General features: G+C 70.1%; 26 protein-coding genes. 3 read left to right on the top strand and 23 right to left on the bottom strand.

Annotated features, from left to right (window positions below; genetic code table 11):
• Positions 1-8: 8 nt before the first annotated feature.
• Positions 9-1,409 (bottom strand): type VII secretion-associated serine protease mycosin, encoded by a 1,401-nt coding sequence (gene mycP, locus ACFVAV_RS19865; protein ID WP_379036437.1) that lies wholly within the window; start codon positions 1,407-1,409, stop codon positions 9-11.
• Complete coding sequence (gene eccD, locus ACFVAV_RS19860) at positions 1,406-2,866, bottom strand: type VII secretion integral membrane protein EccD (RefSeq protein WP_379036435.1); 1,461 nt, start codon at positions 2,864-2,866, stop codon at positions 1,406-1,408. The genes mycP and eccD overlap by 4 nt, the downstream gene beginning before the upstream one ends.
• Before the next feature lie 158 nt (positions 2,867-3,024).
• Here eccD and eccA point away from each other — a divergent pair, with 158 nt between their 5' ends.
• Complete coding sequence (eccA, locus tag ACFVAV_RS19855; RefSeq protein WP_379036434.1) at positions 3,025-4,857, top strand: type VII secretion AAA-ATPase EccA; 1,833 nt, start codon at positions 3,025-3,027, stop codon at positions 4,855-4,857.
• Positions 4,858-4,900: 43 nt separating this feature from the next.
• Here the strand turns inward: eccA and eccB are convergent, their stop codons facing one another.
• Positions 4,901-6,406 (bottom strand): type VII secretion protein EccB, encoded by a 1,506-nt coding sequence (gene eccB / locus ACFVAV_RS19850; RefSeq protein WP_379036433.1) that lies wholly within the window; start codon positions 6,404-6,406, stop codon positions 4,901-4,903.
• Positions 6,407-6,523: 117 nt separating this feature from the next.
• Between eccB and eccE the strand changes: the two genes are divergently transcribed.
• Entirely contained in the window at positions 6,524-8,260 is a 1,737-nt protein-coding gene (gene eccE / locus ACFVAV_RS19845; RefSeq protein WP_379036432.1) for a type VII secretion protein EccE, read from the top strand.
• A 61-nt stretch (positions 8,261-8,321) separates the two neighbouring features.
• Here the strand turns inward: eccE and ACFVAV_RS19840 are convergent, their stop codons facing one another.
• The 20 genes from ACFVAV_RS19840 to ACFVAV_RS19745 form a co-directional block, all read right to left on the bottom strand.
• Complete coding sequence (locus tag ACFVAV_RS19840) at positions 8,322-8,615, bottom strand: type VII secretion protein EsxR (RefSeq protein ID WP_379036431.1); 294 nt, start codon at positions 8,613-8,615, stop codon at positions 8,322-8,324.
• A gap of 48 nt (positions 8,616-8,663) precedes the next feature.
• A complete protein-coding gene (locus ACFVAV_RS19835; protein WP_379036430.1) occupies positions 8,664-8,999 on the bottom strand; it encodes a WXG100 family type VII secretion target in 336 nt (111 codons plus the stop codon).
• Between the two features lie 40 nt (positions 9,000-9,039).
• The gene (locus ACFVAV_RS19830) at positions 9,040-9,831 is read right to left on the bottom strand and encodes an ESX secretion-associated protein EspG (protein ID WP_379036429.1); all 792 of its coding nucleotides are present in this window, start codon (positions 9,829-9,831) and stop codon (positions 9,040-9,042) included.
• On the bottom strand, positions 9,828-10,805 hold the full coding sequence (locus ACFVAV_RS19825) for a PPE domain-containing protein (protein WP_379036428.1): 978 nt from the start codon (positions 10,803-10,805) through the stop codon (positions 9,828-9,830). Before ACFVAV_RS19825 ends, ACFVAV_RS19830 begins: the two co-directional genes overlap by 4 nt.
• On the bottom strand, positions 10,805-11,107 hold the full coding sequence (locus ACFVAV_RS19820; protein WP_379036427.1) for a PE family protein: 303 nt from the start codon (positions 11,105-11,107) through the stop codon (positions 10,805-10,807). The genes ACFVAV_RS19825 and ACFVAV_RS19820 overlap by 1 nt, the downstream gene beginning before the upstream one ends.
• A 28-nt stretch (positions 11,108-11,135) precedes the next feature.
• The gene (locus ACFVAV_RS19815) at positions 11,136-12,482 is read right to left on the bottom strand and encodes a hypothetical protein (RefSeq protein WP_379036426.1); all 1,347 of its coding nucleotides are present in this window, start codon (positions 12,480-12,482) and stop codon (positions 11,136-11,138) included.
• A gap of 2 nt (positions 12,483-12,484) precedes the next feature.
• The gene (locus ACFVAV_RS19810; protein WP_379036425.1) at positions 12,485-12,796 is read right to left on the bottom strand and encodes a type VII secretion target; all 312 of its coding nucleotides are present in this window, start codon (positions 12,794-12,796) and stop codon (positions 12,485-12,487) included.
• A gap of 100 nt (positions 12,797-12,896) precedes the next feature.
• The gene (locus tag ACFVAV_RS19805; RefSeq protein WP_379036424.1) at positions 12,897-13,181 is read right to left on the bottom strand and encodes a YbaB/EbfC family nucleoid-associated protein; all 285 of its coding nucleotides are present in this window, start codon (positions 13,179-13,181) and stop codon (positions 12,897-12,899) included.
• A gap of 69 nt (positions 13,182-13,250) precedes the next feature.
• The gene (locus tag ACFVAV_RS19800) at positions 13,251-13,583 is read right to left on the bottom strand and encodes a hypothetical protein (protein WP_379036423.1); all 333 of its coding nucleotides are present in this window, start codon (positions 13,581-13,583) and stop codon (positions 13,251-13,253) included.
• Positions 13,584-13,592: 9 nt separating this feature from the next.
• Positions 13,593-14,360, bottom strand: coding sequence for an ESX secretion-associated protein EspG (locus ACFVAV_RS19795; protein ID WP_379036421.1), 768 nt, complete (start codon positions 14,358-14,360; stop codon positions 13,593-13,595).
• Between the two features lie 5 nt (positions 14,361-14,365).
• A complete protein-coding gene (locus ACFVAV_RS19790; RefSeq protein WP_379036419.1) occupies positions 14,366-16,162 on the bottom strand; it encodes a hypothetical protein in 1,797 nt (598 codons plus the stop codon).
• 167 nt (positions 16,163-16,329) lie between these two features.
• The gene (locus ACFVAV_RS19785) at positions 16,330-17,097 is read right to left on the bottom strand and encodes a toxin-antitoxin system YwqK family antitoxin (protein ID WP_379036418.1); all 768 of its coding nucleotides are present in this window, start codon (positions 17,095-17,097) and stop codon (positions 16,330-16,332) included.
• On the bottom strand, positions 17,094-18,272 hold the full coding sequence (locus ACFVAV_RS19780; protein WP_379036417.1) for a hypothetical protein: 1,179 nt from the start codon (positions 18,270-18,272) through the stop codon (positions 17,094-17,096). The genes ACFVAV_RS19785 and ACFVAV_RS19780 overlap by 4 nt, the downstream gene beginning before the upstream one ends.
• Entirely contained in the window at positions 18,265-19,920 is a 1,656-nt protein-coding gene (locus ACFVAV_RS19775; protein WP_379036416.1) for a hypothetical protein, read from the bottom strand. Before ACFVAV_RS19775 ends, ACFVAV_RS19780 begins: the two co-directional genes overlap by 8 nt.
• Positions 19,921-19,944: 24 nt before the next feature.
• Complete coding sequence (locus ACFVAV_RS19770; protein WP_379036415.1) at positions 19,945-20,385, bottom strand: hypothetical protein; 441 nt, start codon at positions 20,383-20,385, stop codon at positions 19,945-19,947.
• Positions 20,382-20,873, bottom strand: coding sequence for a DUF6301 family protein (locus ACFVAV_RS19765; RefSeq protein WP_379036413.1), 492 nt, complete (start codon positions 20,871-20,873; stop codon positions 20,382-20,384). Before ACFVAV_RS19765 ends, ACFVAV_RS19770 begins: the two co-directional genes overlap by 4 nt.
• On the bottom strand, positions 20,870-21,151 hold the full coding sequence (locus tag ACFVAV_RS19760) for a hypothetical protein (RefSeq protein WP_379036412.1): 282 nt from the start codon (positions 21,149-21,151) through the stop codon (positions 20,870-20,872). Before ACFVAV_RS19760 ends, ACFVAV_RS19765 begins: the two co-directional genes overlap by 4 nt.
• Positions 21,152-21,181: 30 nt before the next feature.
• Positions 21,182-21,676 (bottom strand): hypothetical protein, encoded by a 495-nt coding sequence (locus ACFVAV_RS19755; protein ID WP_379036410.1) that lies wholly within the window; start codon positions 21,674-21,676, stop codon positions 21,182-21,184.
• Positions 21,677-21,881: 205 nt separating this feature from the next.
• Positions 21,882-22,556, bottom strand: a complete 675-nt coding sequence (locus tag ACFVAV_RS19750) for a hypothetical protein (RefSeq protein ID WP_379036409.1) — start codon at positions 22,554-22,556, stop codon at positions 21,882-21,884.
• 21 nt (positions 22,557-22,577) lie between these two features.
• Positions 22,578-23,108 carry a hypothetical protein gene (locus ACFVAV_RS19745; protein WP_379036408.1) on the bottom strand — a complete coding sequence of 177 codons (531 nt, stop codon included), beginning with the start codon at positions 23,106-23,108 and terminating at the stop codon, positions 22,578-22,580.
• Positions 23,109-23,482: 374 nt separating this feature from the next.
• On the opposite strand from ACFVAV_RS19745, the gene ACFVAV_RS19740 reads away from it, so the two are divergent.
• Positions 23,483-23,940: hypothetical protein (locus ACFVAV_RS19740; RefSeq protein ID WP_379036407.1), on the top strand; the 458-nt coding region annotated here is incomplete at its 3' end.

Below are 23,940 nucleotides of genomic sequence, written 5' to 3'. Positions count from 1 at the left end.
CGTTGCCTCTACTCGAATTCCGAATTCAGGTCGGCCCGCCGCTTGCGGAACGGAAAGCCCAGTGCGGCACCGACTCCGAGAACAGTGAGCAGGGTCAGCGAACCGATGATCGCCACCTGGCGCGGACGCAGGTCCGGCTCGGCGGGCGACACGGGTGCCGCGATCGCGTGGCCGCGGTCGGCGCCCGCGCTCACCGGTTCGGCGGGCAGCGGCGCGGTCAGCGCGGCCAGCGGATCGATCAGTCCGGCCCCGATCGCGTCGTCGCGGCCGCGCCCCGGTGCGTGCGCGGTGCGGGTGATCCGGTCGATCACCTGCTGGGCGCCGAGTTCGGGGAACTTCGCGCGCACGAGCGCGGCCAGGCCGGCGACATACGGTGCGGCGAAACTGGTTCCGTCGACCGGCTGCACGCCCTGGGCGGTCTGCACGCCGTCGACCAGGCCGATGCCGCCCGGTTTGCTGTCGAGGGAGACGATATTGCGCCCGATCGCGGCGGCACCGATCCACGGCCCGCGAAGCGACAGCGCCGAGGGTGCGCCGTTGGCGTCCACCGAGGCCACCGACAGCACGTACGGCGTGAACCACGCCGGGGTGGGGATGGTCGACACGCCATTCCATCCGGACCCCTGGTTCTGGGCCTGGCACGCGCCGCCGGTCTCCACATTGCCCGCCGCGGCGACCACCACGACATTGCGGTCGTAGGCGAATTTCACCGCGGCGCCGAGTGAGCTGTCGGCGGTGTCGGAACCGGCCGAGGTGCAGGAGACTTCGGAGATGTTGATGACGGTGGCGCCCATGTCGACCGCGCGCACCACGGCCGCGGCGAGGGTGAGCACGCTGCCGTAGCCGTCGCTGCGCAGCTCACCGGGCGGCTTGGCCGCGCCCTTCCGGTCCTTCGGTTCGTAGGCGAGGCTGAGCTGGCGGATCGAGAGGATCTCGGCGTCCGGCGCGACGCCGGTGAAGGCGTCGTCGGGCGACGGCTGCGCGGCGATGATGCCGGCGACCAGGGTGCCGTGGCCGTCGCAGTCGACAGTGCCGTCGGTGTCGCTGACATAGTCACCGCCCGCCTGTAGCGCGGGCAATCGTGGATGCCGGTTCACCCCGGTGTCGATGACGGCGACCTTCTGTCCTGCGCCACGGCTGAACTGCCAGGCCGCGGGCAAATCGAGGACCTGCTGTGCGATCGGCGGCTCGGTCGGCGCGCTCCCGCGCAGCACCGGCTCCGCGCACAGTTCGCGCTGTTCGGTCGGTTCCAGCGGGGCGGGCCTGCCGCTGAGGATCACCGCGGCCTCGAGCGCGCCCGGATCGATCTGGGGCGGGGCGATCGCGACGGCGGGCGCGGGCACACCCGCCGCGGCGGACAGGATCGCCACGGCACAGGTCAGCCGGACCAGGACACGGACGCGGGTCATATGTTGCGAGCGGTCGAGTACACGTCCATGACCCACAGCGCCAGCGGGATCAGCGCGATGATGAGCAGGTACTCGAAGATCTCGATCATCCGCCTGGTCACCGGCGTCACCTCGATGTGCGGCCCGATCACGCCGAAGCCGACCACACCGAGCGCGGTGACCAACAGGATTGCCACCACACCGTATTCGAGCGAATCGTGTCCGAGACCCAGGCCCGACATCACGGCCAGCATGGTCAGCGCACCGGCCGCGATCAGGGTCGCCGCCTGTCCGAGGTCCGCGTAGGAGCGGCCGCGCAGGCACAGGATGATCGCGGTGATCACGGCCAGCGCGACACCCCCCGAATGGAACGGCCCGAACGGGTCGGCCGCACCGAGGGCACCGAGACCGGCGGCGGCCGCGCAGGCGGCGACCAGGCCGGTCTGGATCTGGTTGGCTACCCGCGCCCGCTCGCCGAGACCGGCGGCCGAGGGCAGCGCGATCGCGCCGATCGCCCCGATGCCCTCGATGGTCGGGCGCTGTTCGTGATCGGCGGGGTCGATCGCGCCGCCCGCGGTCGGCACCGGCGGAATGGGCAGCCGGGCGGCCACCGCGGCCAGCCGCGGCACCGAGGACAGCAGCACGATCGCGGCGATCAGCACACCCGCGAACAACTTCGGCGTCCCTGGCTCCCAGAGCAGCGACACCGTGGCCGAGACCGCCGCGATCACGCTCATCGTGATCGCCGCGGCGAACAGGCCCGCCCCGATACCGGTCACCCGGTATCCGGCGATCGCGGCGACCAGCACCACGACGCTGCCGAGCAGGACGTGTGCGGCGCCGAGCTGGCCGGGCACCAGTAGCGCGCCGCCGCCGAGCAGCAACAGCAGCGCGTCGAGCGACAACCAGTTCCCGGTCACCGGGTCCCGGTATTTGCGTGCCGCGATCCCGGCCGCGGCCGAGGCCACGATCCCGGTACCGAGCAGCGCGAACGCGGGGGCGAGCGGATCGCCGTCGGCGCGCGCGTCGACGAGCAGGGCGAGTGCGGCGAGGATCGCGACGGTGGCGAGCACCAGGCCGGTCCAGCGCGCGGCCGACCCCGACCAGCTGCGGAATTCCCCTGCGGTGAGCCGGGATACGGCATCGATCACGTCGTCGAACAGCGCGGGCGATTCCTTGCGCGTCACCGGGCTCAGGATCAGCAGCTCACCGTCGTAGACCTCGGCCTCGGTGAGCGTGCGGCTCGGCGCCAGCGGGTCCTGCCCGAGCCGGGCGAGGGTCCAGTGCTGGGCGCGTACCGGCGCCGCGTCCTCGTCGCCCTCCGGCAGACGGGGATCACGCGAGCGGATCAACGCCACCAGATCGCCGATGAATCCCGCGATCGGTACCGTGGCAGGCAGTCCGATGTCGAGCTGCGTGTCACCCCCGATCACCGAAACCCGGCATAGTTCGGGCTCATTGCCTAACAACGTCGACACCAGTGATGAACTCTCAGTCGTAGCTGACTACTTCCGTTGCGACCACCCGGCAGCGTTACCTAATCTAACGGACAGAGCAAGCCGGCGCGATCGTAGCTTCGGTGGCCGGGTTGAACGTAATGCATACACCAGACGAAGATTTCGGGGTCCGACACCACATGCCAGACATTCGCCAAGCCCAGCGTGCCTTCGACGCAGGCGTTCTGTCGCTCGGCCTGTCCATCGATGGTCAGGAGTCCGCGCGCGACAACGAATACGCCAAACTGGCATTCCAGCGTGCCACCGAATGGGACCCGTCCATGTGTGACGCGTGGCTGGGCCTCGCCGCCGCAGGCGAGGTAACCAAAGAGGTGCTGTTCAACCTGCACCGCACCAGCCTGGACTCGCTCGGCCGCGAACAGCGCAGGCTCGGACTCGCCCCGCGCGCGATGGCGGGCCGGTTCCTGCCCGGCCTCTACATCGACTACCCGCTGGCCGGGCTCACCGAGATCTGGCTGGCCTGGGCCGCCCAACTGATCGCCGATCAGGACTACGACCAGGCCGAGAAGGTCCTCGACGACCTGGCCGAACTACGCCGCGGCCGCGCCGACGACCCGGACAAGCAGATCGACGACCGGATCTCCACCTACATTCGCGGAATCCTGCACTACAACACGCAGCGCTGGTCCGACGTGATGACCGTGCTCGCCGGGTCGGCGGACTGGAAGGACCCGTACCTGGCGACCGGCGCGCACGTGATGGTCGGCACCGCCTGCGCCCAGCTCGGCCTGTTCGGCGAGGCGATCCGCCGGATGGAAGCCGCCGAGGCGGGCCCGATCCCGTCCGCGCGGTTCACCGCCATGTACAACCGCGGGCTGTGCCTGCGCGAGGCGGGCAACGAGTCCGAGGCCCAGGCCCTGTTCGAGCAGGTCTATTCGCAGCTGCCCGACTTCGCCGCCAATACGACCGCCATGCGCGATCGCACCTTCCGGATCGTGGTCACCAGCCGCGAATCCATCGACGCCAGAACGAACAAGTGGGATCCGGCATCGGCGCCGACGCTGGCGCAGATGGATCAGGCCGACGCCGAGGACCGCGCCAAGACCGTGCTCGCCGCGGCGCGCGCCGAACTCGACAAGCAGGTCGGCCTGGCCTCGGTGAAGACCCAGGTGGCCAAGTTGCAGTCCTCGGCGCAGCTGGCCAAGATCCGGGCCGAGAAGGGCCTGTCGAGCCAATCCCGTGGCCAGCACCTGGCTTTCACCGGTCCGCCCGGAACCGGCAAGACCACCATCGCGCGGGTGGTCGCCAAGATCTATTGCGGTGTCGGGCTGTTGAAGACCGACAAGGTGGTCGAGGCCAAGCGCGTCGACTTCGTCAGCCAGAACCTCGGTGGCACCGCGATCAAGTCCGAGAAGCTGATCGACAGCGCCATGGATGGTGTGCTCTTCATCGACGAGGCCTACACGCTGATCCAGACCGGCCTGTCCGGCGGTGACGCGTTCGGTCGCGAGGCGGTCGACACCCTGCTGGCCAGAATGGAGAACGACCGCGACCGGCTGGTCGTCATCATCGCCGGGTACGACGGCGAGATCGACCGGCTGCTGACCGCCAACGACGGTCTGGCGTCCCGCTTCTCGAAGCGCCTGCAGTTCCCGTCCTACACGCCCGACGAGCTCGGCCGGATCGGCGAGATCATCGCGGGCAGCCGGGATTCACAGATGTCCGAGGCCGCGCTGGCAGCCCTGGTCGAATCCTGCACGTTCCTCTACGAATTGGAGAGCACCGACCAGAGCGGGCAGCCGCGTCGCGGTGTAGATCTGGCGGGCAACGGCCGATTCATCCGCAACGTCATCGAGGCGGCCGAGGAGGAACGCGAGTTCCGGCTGGCCAATGATGTCGACGTCGACCTGTCGGAGGTCGACGACGACGTGCTGATGCGCATCGAGGAATCCGATATGCGCACCGCGCTGACCAGCATCATCGCCACCCTGAACGTGGGTCGGCCGAACTGACCCGCCGCGCGCGATCCGGGCACGGATCGTGCGCGGCCGCAGGCTATTTCGCGGCGGGCAGCGAGTCGAAGCTGGTGAGCGCGTCCTTCGCCGACAGCGTCGGACCCGGCACGAGCTGGCCGATGATCGACCACGGCGCCAGTCGCGGCTTGTCGCCCAAGCCGAGGACGGCGGCGGTCGCGGCGTCCGGGATGCCGTAGCGCACACCGTTGTCGGCTACGTAGAACAGCGATTCGCGGCGCGGGCTGCCCGGCTCGGTGCCGGTGACCTGCACGTACTCACCGGAACTCGGCGGCAGGTACACCGCGTCCATGCGGTCGCCGGTGCTGTCGGCAGTCGAGAGCACGACCGGTTTCGCCGAGTCGGCCAGCGGCAGCTGGGTGCCGGTCAGCAGGGTGACGACCGCCCGCTCGGCCGGACCGTCCACCGACTTGCCCGGCGCGGCAGCGGCTCCCGGGTTCTTCGACCAGCTGACGCAGGCCACCGGCGCGTCCTCCGCGGCGAGCACCCGCGGTGCGCGTTCCGGGAAGTCGTCGGTCGGCAGACTGTGCACGATGGGCGTGCGGTCGAGCGCGTCGGGCGCGACTACCGCGATCTCGCGCATGCCGTGTGAGTCGGCATTGCGCAGCAGCTGCGCGGTGAACTCCGAAACCGGCTGCACACCGTCCGCCAGCACCACATACAGCGTCTCGCGCCCGTCACGGTCCAGACCCGGCACCGAGATGATGCCGCCCACCGGCACACTCGACAGTTTGCCCGGTCCCGGCTGACCCGCCTGCGGGACGGTCGGCACCGCGAGCGGCGGGCCCTCGGTGGTGGCGCCGAGGAAGCCGGTGCCGATCGGGCGCGGCTTCTGCCCGGACAGCCCGAGCGTGCGGGCGATCACCGAATCGGCGGGATTGATCTCGGCCCTGGTGCCCTGGTGCACCAGGTAGGTCTTGTCGCCGCGGCGCACCAGTAGCGCGTCGTCGGGGCGGGCGGCCGCGATCCGCTCGCTCAGCGCGGGCTTGCCGACGATGGCGGTGGTGAGTCCGCCCGTCGCGCCCGCGGCGCTGCCGGTCGCCGAGAGCTGGGTGGTCTCGCACAGGGTCCAGTCCGAGCTGTCGCCCTGGCCGGAGCCAGGCAGGGCGGCGGGAGCGCCGGGGATGCCGAGCAGCGGGCCGCGCGGCAGCGCGCCCAGCTTGGCGTCCTTGACGGAGTTCGGGGTCTCCGCCGCGCCCGCGATCAGCCGCGCCGAGGCCAGGTTCAGCACCGGGTGCAGCGTTTTCGCGCCGTCCTTGCTCTGCACGACGACATACATCGCCCCGCTCTGCTTGCCGGTGACGATCAGCGAGTCGCCGATCGCGCCCTGCGGCTTCAGGAATCCCAGGATGGCGGCACCGGCGACGACGATCAGGCCGAGCACCGCGCCCACCATCAGCGACCGGCTCTGCGAGCGCATCGGATCGTGCAGCATCCGCACATCACGTCGGATCAGCGCATGGTCGAGCCTGCGCAGAAGAAACCGATAACCGTTGACCTGGGCCTTGGTTGTCAGCTGTGCCGGCACACGCTCTCCATTGCTGCGATGATCACGTTCTCGCTCGACACGGTACCGTAATTCCGGAATTGCCCTTCACCATGATTCGACGTATGCCAGCCAGGGACAACGATTTTGAACAATGGGATGAACAGCCGGGAAACCGGTAGCGACAACGTTTACGACACCTTGCGCGATCCGGAATTCTGGCTGTTCCGCATCTTCCCGCTGTGGGCCTGCGTGCCCGTCGCGGTACTCGCGGCCGTCGTGGCCTGGGTGGTGCTCGCCACCACGCAGTCGGTTCCTGGCGCGATCGGCGCCGCGGTGGCGGTGCTGCTGATCGGGCTGGTCCCGATCCGGCGTCGCACCGCCGCGGTCCGGCTGGGTGGCTGGCTCGGCCGCAGGCTGCGCGGCCACACCGACACCCTCGACCGGGCGCCCGCCTTCGACGTGCCGCTGGCCGAGGGCGGTGGCTGTGGCGTGCGCTGGGACGGCGATCTGCTGCTGACCATGCTGCGTATCGACCCGCCGCCGGACACGCTGACCCTGCTGCGTCGCGGGGCCCTCAGCGCCGACCAGCTGCTGCCACTCACCGAGATCGCCCGCTGCCTCGATCAATTCGACGTCCAGCTCGTCGGCATCGACGTGATCGCCACCGGCGCGCGCACCGCGGGCACCGGCGCGGCCGCGCACCTCTACGACCGCATCCTCGGGCCGCTGCCCGCCATCGCGCATCGCACCTGCTGGCTGGTGCTGCGCCTGGACCCGGTCGCCAATGCCTCGGCGGTCGACAAGCGCGGCGGCGGCGCCGAGGGCGCGCTGCGCACGATGATCATCGCGACCCGCCGGGTCGCCAACCGGCTGGCCACCCACGGCATCGACGCGGCCGTGCTCACCGCCACCGAGATGAACAGCGCGGTGCGCCAGCTCACCCACGGTTTCGACCCGTTGCAGCTCACCGAATCCGCCTACGGACTGGCCGGCGAGCACCGGCATCTCACGCACTATCAGCTGACCGCGCCGATGATCGGCACCAACGGCCTGGCCGAGATCTGGGCGACGCCGAGCCTGTCGACGACGGTGACACTGCGCCTGCACCCCGGCGCGCGACGTACCGGCCGTCGCGACGACAAGGCGGGCACCGTCGTGCTCAACGCCGTCGTCCGCTTCGACACCCCGGTGCCGCTCGACGAGCAGCCGCTGCCGGGCCTGCGTGAACTGCCGGGCAGCCAGCGCCGAATCCTGCTCGACACCTTGCCGATCGGCGCCGCCGACGACCTCGGCGGCCGCGACGGCTACCGCGGCACTCTCACCGCGCTCACCGACATCGCCGTCCCGACCACCGGCTGCGGCCAGCTCATCGGCGCCGACGAACAGGGCCAGGGCATCGCGGTCCCGCTGATCGGCGAGGGCACCCGCCACGTCGACGTGATCGGCAATCTCGACCTCGCCCAGCAGGTGGTGCTGCGGGCCACCGCCCTGGGCGCGCACGCGGTCGTGCACACCACCCGCCCGCAGGCCTGGCAGTCGATGGTGGCGAATCTGGCGACACCGCAGCTGCTCTCGATCGCGCCGCGCGCGGCGGGCGCGACGCCGCAGCCACAGCCGGGCCCGCCGCCGGTGCCCGCGGCGCCGTATCCGACCACCACCGTGCTGGTCTACGACGGCATCGCGCCGACGGCGCATCTCGGTGGCGCCACGATCGTCGAGGTGCGCACCACCGAACGCGAACCCGATGCCGTCGAACCGGATGTCACCCTGGTGCAGGATCCCTACGCGCCCAACCGGATCACCGTGCGCACCAGCACCGGCAGCGCGACCGTGACGATGGTGACCACGCCGGACGAAATGCATTACATCGGCGAATCACTCGCCGCGCGCTGAGTGATACGACGAAGGCCGACCGGAAGGCGAATTCCGATCGGCCTTCGTCGAATTCGGGATTTCAGAAATCCGCGAAACCGTCGCCGACCTTGCCGTCGGCTTCCAGGGCGCGGTTGAGCGCCAGCTCGACCTGGGCGGCCAGGTCGTCGAGCTGCTTGAGGGTGTCCTTGAGCTCGCCGGTGACGGCCGTGTGCGCGATGTCGAAGTTGGTGTGCGCGTTGTCACCCTGCAGGGCGGCCTTGAAGTTGGAGGCCGCGGTCTCCAGCTCGGAGATCTCGCCCTGCATCTTGCTGCCGTAGGTCTGCAGGTCGCTGAACAGCTCGTTCATCGCCTTGGGGTCGTAAAGAATGGTCATGCTCTAGTTCCTTGTCGTGTCGAAACCGGTTGTGGTCGAGGCGAACGATCAGACGCCGAGGTTGGTCGTCGGGGCCGCACCGGTGGAGCCACCGCCACCGCCGAGACCGGCCTGGTCCATGCTCACGATGGTGTTCTTGCCGGAATTGATGGCTTCGTTGAACCGGTCGAACTTCTGGTTCAGCGCGTTGGCCTCGTCGTGCCACAGGTTGGCGACCTCGACGAACTTGTCGTGCGCGTCACCCTTCCAGCCGCGCACGACGGCCTGGGCGGCGTCGTCGATCTCGTTCACCGAGCGACGGAGGTTGTTGATCGTCTCCTCGAGCGCGGTGACTACGTTGTTTACGCCACCGGCTTCTACACCAACTGATCCCTGAGGGGGCATTGTCGAACCTTTCCTTCTTGATGGGTGACACGGGAGATGGCTATACGGGCTGCCACCCCCCACCGGGAAGCCCCTCGAGGAGCGCACCGACCGCCTGGCTGAGGCGGTGGTCGGTGCCCGGCGTGATGGTGGACCACACCTGCCCGTCGGGCGCCGTCATCGGCGCCACGACGATCCGGCCGCGCGCGGTGTCGTACACCGCGACCGCGCCAGGGGCTCGGGTGGTCAACCCGTCGTGGTGGACGGAGGCAGTGATCTCGGTGTAGCCGTGGCAGGAGCCGAAGGCCGCACCGAGCACTGTCGCTTCGTGCGCGTCGATACCGAGCGCATACATCGCGTCCACGTAGTCGGAGGTCGTGGTGGCGGCGTCGAGGCGCCGCGCGAGGTCGTCGGCCGCGACGCTGACCGTGCTGATCTCGGCCTGCGGACAGGCGGTCAGCGCGGTGAGCAGCAGCCGGGTGAGTTCGCGGTCGGACCCGTCGATGCCCGGCGCGGAGATCTCGAACGAGGATCCCGTCCTGGTGGCGACGGCATGCCGGGAACCGCGGCGCGCCAGGCAGATCCGGCGCTGGCCGTCGTCGCGGTAGCTGCGCGCGGCCAGTTCGGCCTCGGGCTGGGCGAGGGTGAACAGGGCGTCGGCAAGTCCGGGATCGACATCGCCGTACCCGTCGAATACGCCCCTGGCCGTGAGTTCGGCGACGGCGCCGTCCCGGGCGGTCTGCCAGGCTTCGAACGAGTCCTGCTGCGGTCCGACCGCCAGGACCAGCGGCAGGGTCTGCACACCGAGGCGTTCGGCGACCGCGAGCAGGGAGTCGTTGGTCAGGGTGGTCATGCCGCACCACCCGATTGCATGGTCCCGGTCTGCGGCGCCGCGCGCTCGGCGACACCGAGAACCGCGGGTGCGGCCTGGATTTCGCCCTCGGCCACCAGCTGATCGGATTCCTCGTATGCCAGGCCCGCGCGCGGGAAACGCGCCGCGTCCTGGGCGGCCGCGGCGGGCGCCATCGCGCCAGGCACGACAGGTGCGTGCCCGGTCGCGGCGGCGACGGGCGCCTGCTGTGCGGCCGGAACGACCGCGGCGGTACCGGACTGCACGAAAACCGGCGCGCGATAGGCGGTTTGCACGGGAGCGGGCATGACCGGGAGGCCACCGAGCCCACCCATCATGCCCAGGCCCGGCATCGCCGGCGCAGTCGCGGACGAGGCGGCCTGCGCGCCGGATTGCTCGGCCACGAGGGCGGCCTCGGGCACGATCGGCGGTGGCGGCACATGCAGCCACGGGTTCGCCAGCGGCTCGGTGGCCGCCTCGTAGCTGCGCATCACCCGCGAGGCAACGGCTTTGGCGACATCGGCATCGGCGTCGGTCTGGGCCGCGATGGCTTTGATCGGCGCACCGAGCGCCGTGCCGATCTGTTCCACCGCTTTCTGCATGGCGGCGATCGCGGCGATGTCGCCCGCGTTGGGCATGGCACGGGCGGCCACCTCGTAGGCGAGCACCTGCGCCTGCATTCTGGCCGCGTTGGCCGTCGCGGCGGCCGCCGTTTCCAGCAGCCAGTCACGCAAGGTGGAAACCCGTTCCCACACTTCGTCACTGCGTCCGGACTGCCAGGATCCGCGCAGTGTGTGCAGCACCTGCTCGTAGTCGAGCACGGCCGCGCCGAAGGCCGCGGCGAGCCGCGTCCAGGCGGCGGCCGCGTCGGCCATCGGCATCGGTCCGGGACCGGTGGTGAGCTCGGTGGCCAGCCGTTGCGGCTCGCGCGCCTCCCACACCACACCGGTGAAGCCGGGCTGCGGTGGTTCGATCATCAGGCGGTGAAGCCGCTCGTGTTGCCGGTCTCCATCTGATCGAACTCGGCGACCTGCGCCCGCAGGGTGGCGGCGAGCTTGCTCATCTCGCGCGCACCCGACTCGGCGCCGGTCAGATAGTCGTCGGCGACACCGTTGGCGGTGGTCGCCGCCCGCGCGGACACCTCGTCGACGCCCGCGGGCGCGACGTGCAGCGCGGGCGCGACGGCGGTCAGCTCGGTGGAGAGCCGATCGACGATGGCGTCCAGTGCCGAGGCGGCCTTGGCCGCTGCGGCCGAATCGAATTCGAAGGTGTTGCTCATTGCCACTCCTGTCGTGGTCGTACCCGCGTCACAGTGTGAGTTCCTTGTCCGGCGGTGCTTCGGTGGTGACGGGCTCGGCGGCGCCGACCACCGGCATGGACACACCGGCGATCTGGCCGACGACCTCGTCGCCGTGATGGCCGGTGACCAGCTGGGTGTGCACGGCTTCGTTGCCGCCACCGTCGACCGCCCGTGCCATCGGCCCGCCTGCCGCGCCCGCGCCCATCGGCATATAGCCGGGTGCGGACGAGGTGGCCGTGGTCGTGGTGCCGCCCGAGGTACCGGAGGCGCCGGTGCCCGCCGCGCCGCTGAGACCGACCGTGGACATGCCGCTGCCGCGACCGCCCTGCCACGGGCTCAACGGTGTCGACGCGGCGGCGGCCACGCCACCGATCCCGCCGATCGCGCCCATGCCACCGCCACCGCCCGCGCCCGCCATTCCTTCGGCGGCCGCGGCGTCCTCGGCGGAGATCGGCTCGCCGGTAGCAGTCGTATCGGTGGTGGCGTTGTTGGTCGTCGTCGACAGCGAGCTGACCTGTTCGGCCAGCGAACCGAACGAGGAGACGGCGGTGCTCGCGGTGCTGATCAACGGCGTGATCATGCTCATCAGCTGCGACAGCGACTCCGACGAGTCGACACCGGTCGGCGCGTTGGTGACCTCGACCTTCTCGCCCGCCTGCGTCATCTGCGCACTGTGCCCGACCATTTCGACCTTGGTCTGGGCGGTGATCGCCAGCGCCTCGGTCATCGCCTCGACCGTCGCCGCGACCAGCACGCCCTGCCCGACCGGGGTCAGCGCGTAGAGCGGCGCCAGCGCCACCGTGGCCGAGTAACGCGCGATCACCGCGCCCAGCTTCGCCGCGCCGGTCGCCACACTGCCCGCCGCGCCCGTGAGCACGGCCTTCTCCTGCGTGCTCTGCGTGGCCAGCTTCGCGCCGTCGGCCTGGGCCGCCGTCGCTTTCGTCGTCGCCTCCGACGCCGCGGCGCTCTGCCACAACGACATCACCGTCTGCAGCGCCGTCGAGCCGAGCGACATCACCGTGCTCAGCACCGAATTGACGTTCGACAGCATCTCGGTCGGATCGAACGAGGTGTCGGTGCCGGAACTGGTGCCGCCGAGCTGGCCGGTGCCGAACGCGGACGCGAGCTGGGTCAGCGGCTGCATCAGCGCAGTGAGATCGATCGTCGGCAGCGGCGGCATCTCCGGCAGCTGCACGACCTGCGGAAGTTGCGGAAGCTGCGGCAACCCCATCGAACTCAGCGCCTGACTCACCGGCTGGTCGAGCAGCGGAGCCAGCGAGCTACCGCGCATCAGCTCCAGCACCGTCGGATCCAGCGACACGCCGTTCGAGGGAGCTCCCCCGGGAAACGTCATGACTACCTGTTCACCGCGGCGATGCCGAGCTTGCCCGCCATGTCGGCGCCCTCATAGGTCGACGCCGCCTGGGCCGCAGTCAGCGCGGTACCGGCGTGCACGGCCGCCAGCTCCGCCACCGAGGTCAGGTGGTTGGCCTGCGCGTACGCGAACGACAGCAGGAATTCCTGGCCGATCAGGCCGAATACCGGCACGACCGCGGCGACGGTCGCCGCCTGATCGACGGCACCCGCCTGCGCGACACCGGCGGCCATCGTGGCCGAAGCACCCGCGTAGGCACGAACTGCATCGGGAACTACCGCAACGTGATTCATGACCATCGTCCAATCTCGAAACAGCCCATGGTGTTTCGTTACTTTATCTACCCGTTCCAGGCCGGCGCTACGCATCGCGCCGGTGAAGACCAGTTGAATCTCACGTACCCGCTTCGTTGAACGCCGTGATCAGGCCCGCTCGGTCGGCATAGGCGCGATAGGCGGCCGCGTGCGCGGTCTCCACCAGCACCCGCTCGAAACTCTCGGGGGTCAGCTTGCTGATCGCCGCCGAGAACTCCAGCCCGACCAGCGCACCGTTGCCGTCGACCGTCACCGTCACCGCGCCGTCGGGCGAGGTCTCCTGCGCGCGGATGCCCTGCGTCGCCTCGCTCAGATCCTGCAGCCGGTACAGCTGCCCTTGCACGCGCGCGATGAGTTCATCCATCGTCTCGACCATCTCAGCTGACCTCCTCCTGGTCGACAATCCTTGCGAGCTACCTACGAGATCGGCGACTCACACCGAACGCAGCCAGCTCTCCGGCTCGGTGTCGTACTCCTGCTCCTCGACGATCTCCGCCGCCGCGACCTCGGCCTCGGTCGGCAAGCCGGTCGCCGCGAGCAGACCCGGATCGAACCCCGCCTCGGCCAACTGGTTTCGCCGCGCCAATCCCGCCCGCTTCGCCGACTTCTGGCACAGCCGCAGAATCTCGGCCGCCAGCGCGCCTGGATCACCACGCAGCTGATCGGCAGCGATGGTGATGCCCACCGGCAGCCCCTGCTCGGTGGTGCGCACCTCGATCCCGCCCGTCAGCGACGCCGCGGTGAACTCGGTAGGAAACTCGTCCATCAGCCCTCCCTACGCCCGATCATCCTTGATGGCTCTGACAACTTCGGCGATCTGGGAGTTGATCAGCGACACCAGGCGCTTGCGATCGGCGGGCACAACCCGCGCAGGCGAGCCGGGGACAATCACGTACCGCCCGTCGTCGACCACATCACGCCACACCAGATACAGGCGCAGGATGCCGCGCGGGCCGAACCGCGACGAGCCCTGCTCGATCTCGATGGTGCCGGTGAGATCCTCGGGAGCCCGCATAAATTCGGCACCGAAGGCGGCGGGGTCGTCGCCGTCGTCGTGCACGAGCGAACGACCGAAGGAGAAATCCACGTCCGCGCTGGTGTCGACGAGTTCGAAGTCGCGCAACCGGCCCGCCTCGGCGGCAGCGAACTCCGCTGCCACCGCGTCGCCGAGCGACAGCGCTTCGTGCCTGGTCACCGTGAAACCAGCCGAGTCGAACATGGTTTCGCCGGGCTGCTGGCGCACCACGAACGCGTCGTCACCCTTGCGGACAGCGTGCACACGCAGCGACCGCTTCGGGTTCTCCGGATCCCGCCCATCAATCCCCCGCGCGATCACGCGAATATCGGGGCGGGTGAGCGCCTCGGTGAGCAACTCGAGCTCGGCTCCACCGCGGCGCCGCAGCGCATGCCAGGCTTCGCGTTTGATGCGGACGCTCTCGGTATAGGTCTGCGCCGCACCGCGATAGCTGAGCGGATCGGGCAGACCCTCTTCCCTCAGCTCGTCGTACATCGCGGCGAACTCGACCGGCGTGAACTCCAGCACGGTTGTCACTGTTCGATGACCGGTCTCGCCACGATCGGCGCGGCGCCGATCGCCTCTTCCAGGTGCTCGACCGAGTCGAGGAAGTCGGCGCGCTTGTGCTCTTTCTGCTGTCCGCCCGCGCCCGCTCCCGCGCCGCCCATCGGGGCCATCGGCATGCCGCCCATCGGCGAACCGGCGCCGGCGATGCCCGCCCGACTCGCCATCGCTTCCATGCCGGTCGCGGTGACGGCGGCACGGGGGAACAGGCTCGACGCGTTCTGCAGGTTCGAACCCGGCAGGCCGGCGCCCGCACCGCCACCCGCGCCACCACCGGCTCCGCCGCCGCTCTTGGCGGCCGAGGTCAGCTTCTTCGCCTGGTCTTCCAGCGCCGAACTGAGCCCGGCCAGGCCGGGGACCGAAGACAGGGCGCTTTGATCGGCGGCCGAACTCGCCTGGTCCAGCGCCGACTGGGCGGCCGAACTCGCCTGCTCCAGCCCGGAAGTCAGAGCCGAAGCGGCCTGCTCGAGACCCGAGGACGCCGACGATGCCGCCTGCTGGGCGGCTTTCGACGCCTCCTCGGCGGCCTTCGCCGCCTGCTCTGCCGCGGCCCGCTGCGCCGCCTTGGCTGCGTCACTGGCGGCGAGCTGGGCGGCCGACTGAGCTGCCGTCTGCAGAGCGGACATGCCACTCTGGAATCCGGAGGACAGCCCGGAACTGCCCGCACCGGATCCCGCGCCGGACCCGGACCCGGACCCGGTGCCGGTACCTGTCCCGGTGGGCTTCTGCCCCGTCGTCGGTGGGACCGGGTCGGGCAGCACAGCGATCACGTCGGCGGTGTGGTCGACGCCGAGCACGTAGGTGTTCTTCATCGCGTTGGCGTAGCCCGCCTGGTGGGCGAGCTTCTGCCGTGTCTCGTACGCGCGAACCGACTCCGGCGACTGGTACTTCACCTCGGTGGCACTCACGGCCTGCAGCGAGGTCCTGGTTGCGTACAGCCAATCCGAGACGTACTGCAAGATGTCACCGAGCGCGTTCATGCTGTCGACGAGGTTCTTGTTGCCCCGGCCATACGCCTTGATCGCCTCGCGTGCGCGGCCGGCGGCCCCATCTTTGCCTGGACTGCGCCAGCTGCCCTCGGAGTCGATCATCTTGATCGTAAGCTCTTCGAACTTTTCGTTCAGCCTGCCCGCCAGCCATTTCCAGTCCGCGCCTGCCTGCGCCGCGGTGATCGACATGTCCGGGCTGGACAGTGACGTGATGACCTGCTGGTACTGGTCGTAATCGAACTGCGTCGGATCCTCGGCGGGGACGATCAGCTCATCGAACTTCAATTCGCCTTTGGGCATGAGCAGGCTGTCAGGCACCCCGCCGCCATCCTTCTTCAGGACGGTGATGTCCATGCATCGTCCGAAGACCTGGGGACGGGTCCCGAGACTCTCGGTCTTGCCCTTGTCCGTCTCGATCCGCCGGCGCAGGCCGTCCAGATCTGCCTTGCCGCCGGTGTCGGTGTCGCTGTATGCCTTACCCGCAGCGAGGAAGGTATCGCCCATGTCGTCGAGGATCTTGACGTGATCGTCGAGGATGCCTTTGAGATCGCGGCCTTTGGCGGCGAAGCGGCCGGCCAGCGCCGCCGCCGACGGAATCACTGCGGCGAACGCCTTGAGCTGATCGACCTTGCCCAGCTCGGCCTTCACCGAATTCACCCGGATGCGGACTTCGATCGCCTCGTTGACCAGGCCCTCGATAACGCCTGGCTGCAGTTCCAGTGCACCGCTGAGCGACTCGCTTCGCAGCCCACTCCACGGATTGGGTGTCTCACCCATACGCGACCGTCCTCCTCATCACCACACGGGCGCCCCTGCGACGAGAGACCCTGCCTGCGCGATCGATTCTTTCGTCGTAGCAACGATTCTAATGTCGCAGAAATGAATCCCGCATGTACAGCGCGGATCTCGCTGGTGGCAGCGGATCGACAATCGGTTGCCGCGGGTCAGCGGTGCCGGTCGACCGCCGCGTGGAGGTTCTGATCACGCAGGTCGAAATGTGGTGAATGGTAACCGTTCTCGCGGATGTGGTCGAGGAACTCCGCAGGTAGGGCCAGCGCGTGCGCGGCGTAGTACTCGAGGAGATCGGTGCGCCAGATCCACTCGCCGTCCGAGTGCAGGGAGGCGCCGCCGGGGATCCAGCCGTCGCCGGCGAGCAGGTCCGGTACGGCCGACATCACATCGAACACGCCGGGCGCGGCGCGCAGGTACGCGAGCACCCGTTCGTGATCGGCGGGCGGTGCGGGGAGCAGCGCGTCGTGGATAGACGGTAGGTCATCGCGTTCGCCGTCGTACATCTCGCGGTACATGCCGAGTGGTTTCAGGTCGAACACGTCGCCGGGCGCACCCGCCACCAGCCGATGTTCGATCAGCACGCCGTTCTCGTCCCAGCGTTTACGCAGGCGCAGATAGCCGGGGCGAGCGTACACATCGAGGGTGGCCAGGGTGCCGTCGCGGCGCCACTCCCGCCACTCGCCGACAGCGAGCCCACGCTGCATGATGCCGTCCGAGGCCTGCACTCCGTTGTCGTGCCACGCCTGGCTCGGGCCGTCGTCGTAGCCGTCGACGAATGTCCAGGCGCCCACGATCGTGCCGTTGGGGTGGGTCTCGACTGCGCGACCGGTGTACGGCACGCCCCGATAGCGGGTGAGGTCGTCGCCGGAGCTCAGTTCGAACTCCGGATCGTCGATGTCGATCGCCGGGTTCTCGGTCATTCGTCGGCGTCCTTTCCGGTCGCGCCTGCCATGGTGAGCTCGAAGAACGCGCCGTCGATATCGAAACGCCCGTCGTCACCGAACAATTCGGTCAGCGTGGCGCGGGTGACCCCGCCTGCCTCGGCCGCCGCCACCAGCGCCGTCACGGCGGCGAGCCGGTCACCGGTCGCGCCGACGACGTCGGCGACGACCTCGATCACCGTCGCCGTGGTCCAGATGCCAGGGACCGCCGGGGCCAGCTCGTCCGAGGCGGGTGAGTCGCCGCGGTGCCACGCGCCGTCGTCCCACCAGTAGCAGAACGACAGCAACCCGTCGGCCGCGCGCCCGTTGAGCACCGGGTCGGCGACCCAGACGGGCGCGCCCGCGTAGAAGTCGGGCATCGGGGCGCCGCCCTGGTAGGACTCGCGCAATCGCTCCGCGTTCCAGACACCACCCGAGAGCACCGCGCGCCCACCGGGCAGCGCGAACAGGCTCGCGCCGCTGCGCTGTGCGCCCTCGAACAGGCAGACCCCCGGCGCGATTCGCGGACCCATCGGCGAGCCCACCGCGACGAACGCCGCAGCCAGCATCGCCCAGCGGCGGGCGATCAGCGGGAAGGCGGGAAAGTCCTGGCCCGGCTCGGAGCGGACCGGATCCCGGCCCAGAATGCGGTCACGCAGGTCCTGCTCAGCGGCCTGCCGGGGGGTGCGCACCTGGCGGTCGCCGTGCCCGATGTAGGCGGCCAGCCAGACCGGCAGCGACGAACGCGGATAGATCTCCAGGTCGCTGCGGTAGGCCGCGGCCGCGAAGAGCTGGCCTTCCGGGAAGGGGTCGGCGCCGTAGTCGTAGTCGACCTCCATCTGGCCGTCACCGGTGAGCTCCAGGAGATATCGCCACCACGGCTCGCCGTCGCGTCGCACCGACAGGCTGCGATGTTCCCTGATCAGCGCGAGCACGTCCTCGGCCGGGAAGACCCGCACGGTGCGGCCCTGCTCGTCGGCGAAGACCACCACCGCCGACTCGGCGGTCACCGTCATCGCGAACGACGCCGTCAGCCGCCACCAGCCGGGCGGCCCGAGTTCGACGAGTTCCAGGCCGATCCGGTAGCTCAGCGCCGACATCTGCGCCGCCACGTCCTCGGCCGGGGGATCCAGCGCGAATCCGACGTCCGGTTCGATGTCCATGTTCTCAGCCATGCCTCTCCCGGAACCGACGCTCGAAATCGTCGATGAATATCGATGGCGCCACCGCTGACGAAGACCGTTCCAGCACACCGTCATCGGCGACGTAGTAGATCGCCCTGCCGATCGCGATCTCCCCCGCTTCGACGGGCACGTAGACCATCCAGCCCACCGGCAGCCGGTCGGCGTGCAGCCGCGCGACCGGATAGGTGGCCGGGTCGACGGCCGCGTCGGTCAGGTGCTTGCGGACCCGGGCGATCGCTTCCCGGCGCGGGATCGGCGCCGACGACTCGGCGGTCGTCACACCGGCGACGTCGAGCTGGAACAGGGCGCCGTCGATATCGAAAAAGCCTTCGTCGCCGAAGAGCTCGACCAGCGTGCCGCGGGTGACGACGCCGACCTCGGCCGCGGCGACGAGGGTCGCGGCGGTCGTGCGCAGCAGTTCGTCCGGCTCGTCGTCGATGAGCAGGGCGACCGCGTCGGCGGTGGCTTGCGCGGACCAGACCTCCGGCAGTGCGGGGGCGATCGCGTCCGGCTCGGGCGATTCACCCTGGTACCAGGCTCCGTCGATCCACCAGTAGCAGAACGACAGCAGGCCGCCTGCCGCTCGGCGATCGAGCGTCGGGGTGGCGACCCATGCGGGGGCGCCCGCGTACAGCCCGGGCAGTGGGGCTTTTCCGTGGTAGGCCGCGTCCAGTGCGGGCGCGTTCCAGACGCCGCCGGAGAGCACCGCTCGATCGTCGGCGAGCAGCGCGAGGGAGCAGCCGTGCCGCTCGCCGGTATCGAGGCGGGCGACCGAGGGCAGAAACCTTGCTCCCCAGTCGGATTCGACCGCGACGGCGGTGGCGGCCAGCACGGCCCACCTCGCTACGAGCAGTGGCAACGGTGGGAGTCCGGTCACCGGGACCGGGGGCAGACTTGCCGCGCGGTCGGCGCGGGCGGCGATGGCTGCCGTCGACGGATCGCGCAGCTGGCGGTCGTCGTGGTGGAGATAGGCCGCCAGCCAGAAGGGCAGACCGGCACGGGGGAAGGCGTCGAGGTCAGCCTGGTAGGCCATGGGCGGGAACAGGTGGTCGGCGGGGAAGGGCTCGTCGCCGTAGTCGTAGTCGACCTGGATGCGGCCCTCCGGCGTCAGGCCGAGCATCAGCCGCCACCATGGTCCGTCGCCGAGTTCGGCCGACAGCAGCCGGTGGGCGCGGATCAGCTCGAGTACCTCGGCGGACGGGCGCAGCCGCGTCACCCGCTGCTCTTCGTCGGAGTACACCGCGAGGACGATCTCGGCGGCGACGGTCATGGTGAAGACCGCGTCCAGCCTGCGCCAGCCTGCGGGTCCCTGGCTCGCCAGGGCGCGGGCCGCCCGGTGCAACAGGTCCCTGGTCTCCTCGGCCACGTTCCTGGTGACCGGTTCGGGGGCCATGCTGAAACTGACGTCTACCTCGACCTCGTCGACGTCGTCCGCGAGGGATGCGGGTGCCTGTGCTCGGTCTGCCGGGTTGCCCGTCTTATCCGGCTGTCCGTTCGTCGGCGCGCCTTCGGTGGGCGGCCGGTCGACCGTCGTATCGACGATGGGCGGCTGGCTGGCGGTCGCCTCGACGGTAGACGGCTGAACGGCAGTCGAATCGACGGTGGGCGGCGGGTCGGTCTCGTCGGTGGGGCTGGTCACTTCGCGCAATCTCCTGGCGAGTATTCAGTCTCGCGGTAGGCCGAGCAGGGGCAGATCCAACGGGCGATTGCCGGACGACTCGTCCCACGCGTCGTAGGACAGCGCAGCGGGCTCGGCGATGCCGAAGCCCGCGCGCAATCCCTCCACGACCATCGCGGCCACGGTCCGGTACTGCGCGGGAGTGGCGGGCCACGGGGTATCGATCCACCAGTTGCCGACCTCACCGTCCGCGGGCGGTTGCCAGCCCGCCTCGGTGATCACCTGGATACCCGCCGCACCGGCGCGCAACGGCTCGTCGAGCGCCGCTTCGCACACCAGTTCCGCGTGCAAAAGATCGTGGAGCTGCCGGAACTGCGCGTATCGCGGGGACCGCGTACGGGTTTCGTGGACGATCACCACCGCACCCGCGCTCAGCACCGCGAGTTGCTCGGCCAGACCATCGGCGAGGGCGGACCACCCCGTCACTGCTCGGCCTGCCTCTCGACCTCGATATTGCGGTCGTCCATGGCCAGCCGGGCATTGGTCACCAGGTAGAGCACCACCGAGACCGGCGACTGCGCGAGGACCACGGTCGCCGCCTGGTCTGCCCAGCGAATCTGCGGCCACTCGCCCGGAATTCGCGCGGTCGGTGCGCCGAGCGCGTCGGTCAGCACTCCCGCCATCTCGGCGAACGCCGTGCGAATTCGCTCCGTGCCCGCCGCGTCTTCCTCGACGAAGTCGGTCAGCCGCGTCTCGATCCGCACGGCTTTGCCATCCGCACCGTGCACCTTGCCGCTGCCGACGCCCAGGCCGGTGTCGAGCATGACCCAGTTCGGCCTGCTCAGCACCGCGCGCCACCCGAACCGCGCCGCGAGCTCGGGAACATCGGCCAGATCCCACGACCAGTCGAGATCGCGCAGCCCGGCTGCCAGGTCTGTCAGCTCGGCGGCCGACGGTGTGCGCCATTCGGTCACTGCGTCGCCTTCCGGTCGAGCTCTTCACTCATGCGTGCCAGCGCTTCCCTGCGCGCCCGCCTGTGCGAACCATCGAGTTGGGCGGCGAATTCGGTGCGCGCCGCGGTCACCAATTCCTCCGGCACCTCGGGGAAGGCACGCGCGATCGCCCACAGCGCCAGCTCGGTCTCGTTGTCCAGACCGGTGTCGGTGCGGAGTCCGCCGCCGCCGCGCACGGAGGCGAGCATCTCCTCGAAATTGGCGCGGATCTCGTCCTCGGCCGGATGGTCCGTGCGCATGCTGCCTCCTCGTAGTCGTCTCGGGCCTGATCAGTGGGCAAAGATCCCGGCGCGCTGAGCCGGGTCGGCGAGCACCTGCCCGACATACGCGCCGAGATCCATCTCCCGCGGCAGCGATCGATAGAACAGCTCGCAGACCAGGGCGCCGGCGACGGTGACCGCGAACCGCGTGTGCCGGGGATCGACCGGCCCGTGCTCGATATCGACCGGACCATCGAGGTCGATCATACGATCGCCGACCCGCAGCGCGAGCCCCGCGCGTTCCCGGTAGAAGACCACCGGAACACCGCCCACGTCACCGTAGACGCCACCGAGCCCATCGGCACCCGGTGCGGCCGCCCGCAGCGCCCCGGTCACCGGATCGAAGTCGGCGCGCACACCGTAACCGACGAACGGCCGCACGGAGATACCCCCGCCCTGCGCCGACTGCGCTGCCGAGGAGTACCCGTTCCCCGGCGCGCGATCACCCCAACCCGACCGCCGGGCTTCCTGCCCACCGGCCCCCGGCGGTGCCATGGGTGCCATAGGCGCGTACGGCATTGCGGAACCGGAATCCGGCGCACCGGAGGACAACCCGTTCGCCGACACAGGCACACCCGTCGGCGGCGTCGGCGCATCCGGAATCGACACCGGCGGCGTAGGCAATGGGCGCGGCGCGAGCGTGGTTGGTTCCGACAGTCCCGATCCCGAACCCGGAGGTGCCGATGGTGCCGACGCCCATTCCCCAGGCTCAGCTGGAGCGGGCGGACGCGGTTGCTCCGACGGCATCGGCCAGGTCGAGGTCGGTGGCGTGGGCGACGACCACCGAGGACCCGGCGACTGCTCCGCCGGATTCTGCGCAGGCGAGGACTGCGACGGCGTCGACCATGGCGGCGTCCCGCCGGAAGGCGAAATCGACGGTTCCGAAGAACCAGGCGCCGGCCACTGCGGCGACGGCGCCAAGCTTCCAGCGTTCGGCAACGACCACGGCGCCTGGCCAGGCGAATTCGGCCCCGATGGCGACGGCATCGCCCCAGCCTCCGACGGCACCGCCGGATGCCACGGCGGAGTAGGCACCGACGGAGTCTGGCCGGAAGGAGTCGACTGCCACGGCGAAGTGCCCGCAGCGTTCGGCGGCGAGCCGGGAGACGACGGCTCGGCCGGCAGCATCGGCCAAGACCCCGGCGGCACCGGTGCCTGCCACGGCGGAGTGGCCACCGGCGATGCCGTGCCAGTAGGCGTCGGCCCAGGCTCCGACGGCCACGGCCGCGACGGTTCCGTAGGAGTTGGTGTCGCCCAAGGCTCCGGCATGGGTGCAGGCTCCGCAGGAACCGGCCACGGCTCTGACGGCGACGGTGTAGGCCACGGCGGGTTGGGCACCGGCGATGCGGGGGCGGTAGGCATCGGCGCAGGAACCGAGTGCCACGGCGGCGCCGGGTTCGGTGTGTCAGGAGCAGTCGGCGACGGGACCGTGGGCCCAGGCGCAGGCCACGACGGAGTCGGCGGATTCCCCGGTTCCGGCAACGGCGACGGCACAGAAGGAATCGGCGACGGATCCGCGGGGTTCGGCGGCCGCCACGGCGGAGTGGGTGTCGCCGGATCCGCCGGACCCGGCGTAGGCCACGGCGGCATCGGCGGATTCCCCGGTTCCGGCAACGGCCACGGCGGCGACGGCGTCGGCGTCGGGTCCGTGGGAGCAGGCCACGGCGGTGTCGGCACCGGCCACGGCGGTGGAGGAGTCGGTGTAGGCGGAACCGGGGGTGTCGGTGTAGGCGGCGCTGGAGGCGTCGGCGGAACCGGAGGCGTCGGCGTCGGCGTCGGCGTCGGCGGAACCGGAGGCGTGGGTGTAGGTGGCACCGGTGGAGTTGGAGTCGGCGGTTTTGGTGGTGTGGGTGGGGTCGGAGGTTGCGGCGGGACCGGTGGCTGCGGCGGCACCGGGGGCTGCGGGTCGGTGGGGTTCAGGTCCAAGTTCGGCCAAAGGGTTGGCTTGTAGTGGAACAGGTCTGGGAACTCTGGGTCGAATTCCCTTGGGGGGTGCGGGATGTGTGAACGGAAAGTAGGGGTCGAGGGTCGCGGAGTGGCGTTGTCCTCGTCGGGTGTCGCGGAGCGCGGCGGAGCCGGGTTGCCGTCATCGCCGGACAGGGCAGATGATTCCGGTTCGTCAGGGTCGGGGGTCGGGGCGGTCGGCGGGACAGCAGCGCCGTCACCGCTCGACGGAGCAGGTGATTCCGGGCCGTCAGGATCGGAGGTCGCGGAGCGCGGCGGGACAGCAGTGCCATCATCGCCGGGTGGGGTGCGGGATTCCGGTTGGTCATTGCTGCGGGAACCGGCGGGGGTCGGCTGCGTTTCGTCGTGAGCCTGCTGGGCGAGCTCCGCGTCCCGCGCCTCGTCGAAGGCCGCGAGCGCTTCCTCCCGAGCCTGCTCGAGATCCCGCACCGCCGCTACGTATTCGGTGTGCGCCTCGATATCTCCGTCGATCTGGTCCAGATCATCGGCAATCCGATCGTGCTCGGCGGCGGACTTCTCATCGGCCTGTTCGAAGGCCTTGTCGAGTGCCTCGGATTCCCGGCGGGCGGCTGCTTCGATCCGGGCCGACGGATCCTGGGCCGCCGTCGGATCGGGATCGCCTGGGGTACGGCCGGTTCGGGCATGGCCCGCGTCTGCGCCCGAGGGAGTCTGCGTCGAGCCGGAAAAGGCCCGCGACGAGGTCGGAGGTTGCGTAGGCGTCGGATTCGCATGGCGGTCCTGCGACTGATCCGCGTCCCGCGCCTCGTCGAAGGCCGCGAGCGCTTCCTCCCGAGCCTGCTCGA

Source organism: Nocardia sp. NPDC057663 (genome assembly GCF_042799895.1).
Taxonomy (GTDB): Bacteria; Actinomycetota; Actinomycetes; order Mycobacteriales; family Mycobacteriaceae; genus Nocardia.
The sequence above is the reverse complement of the archived record's forward strand: the minus strand, read 5'-3'. Positions and strand labels throughout refer to the sequence as shown.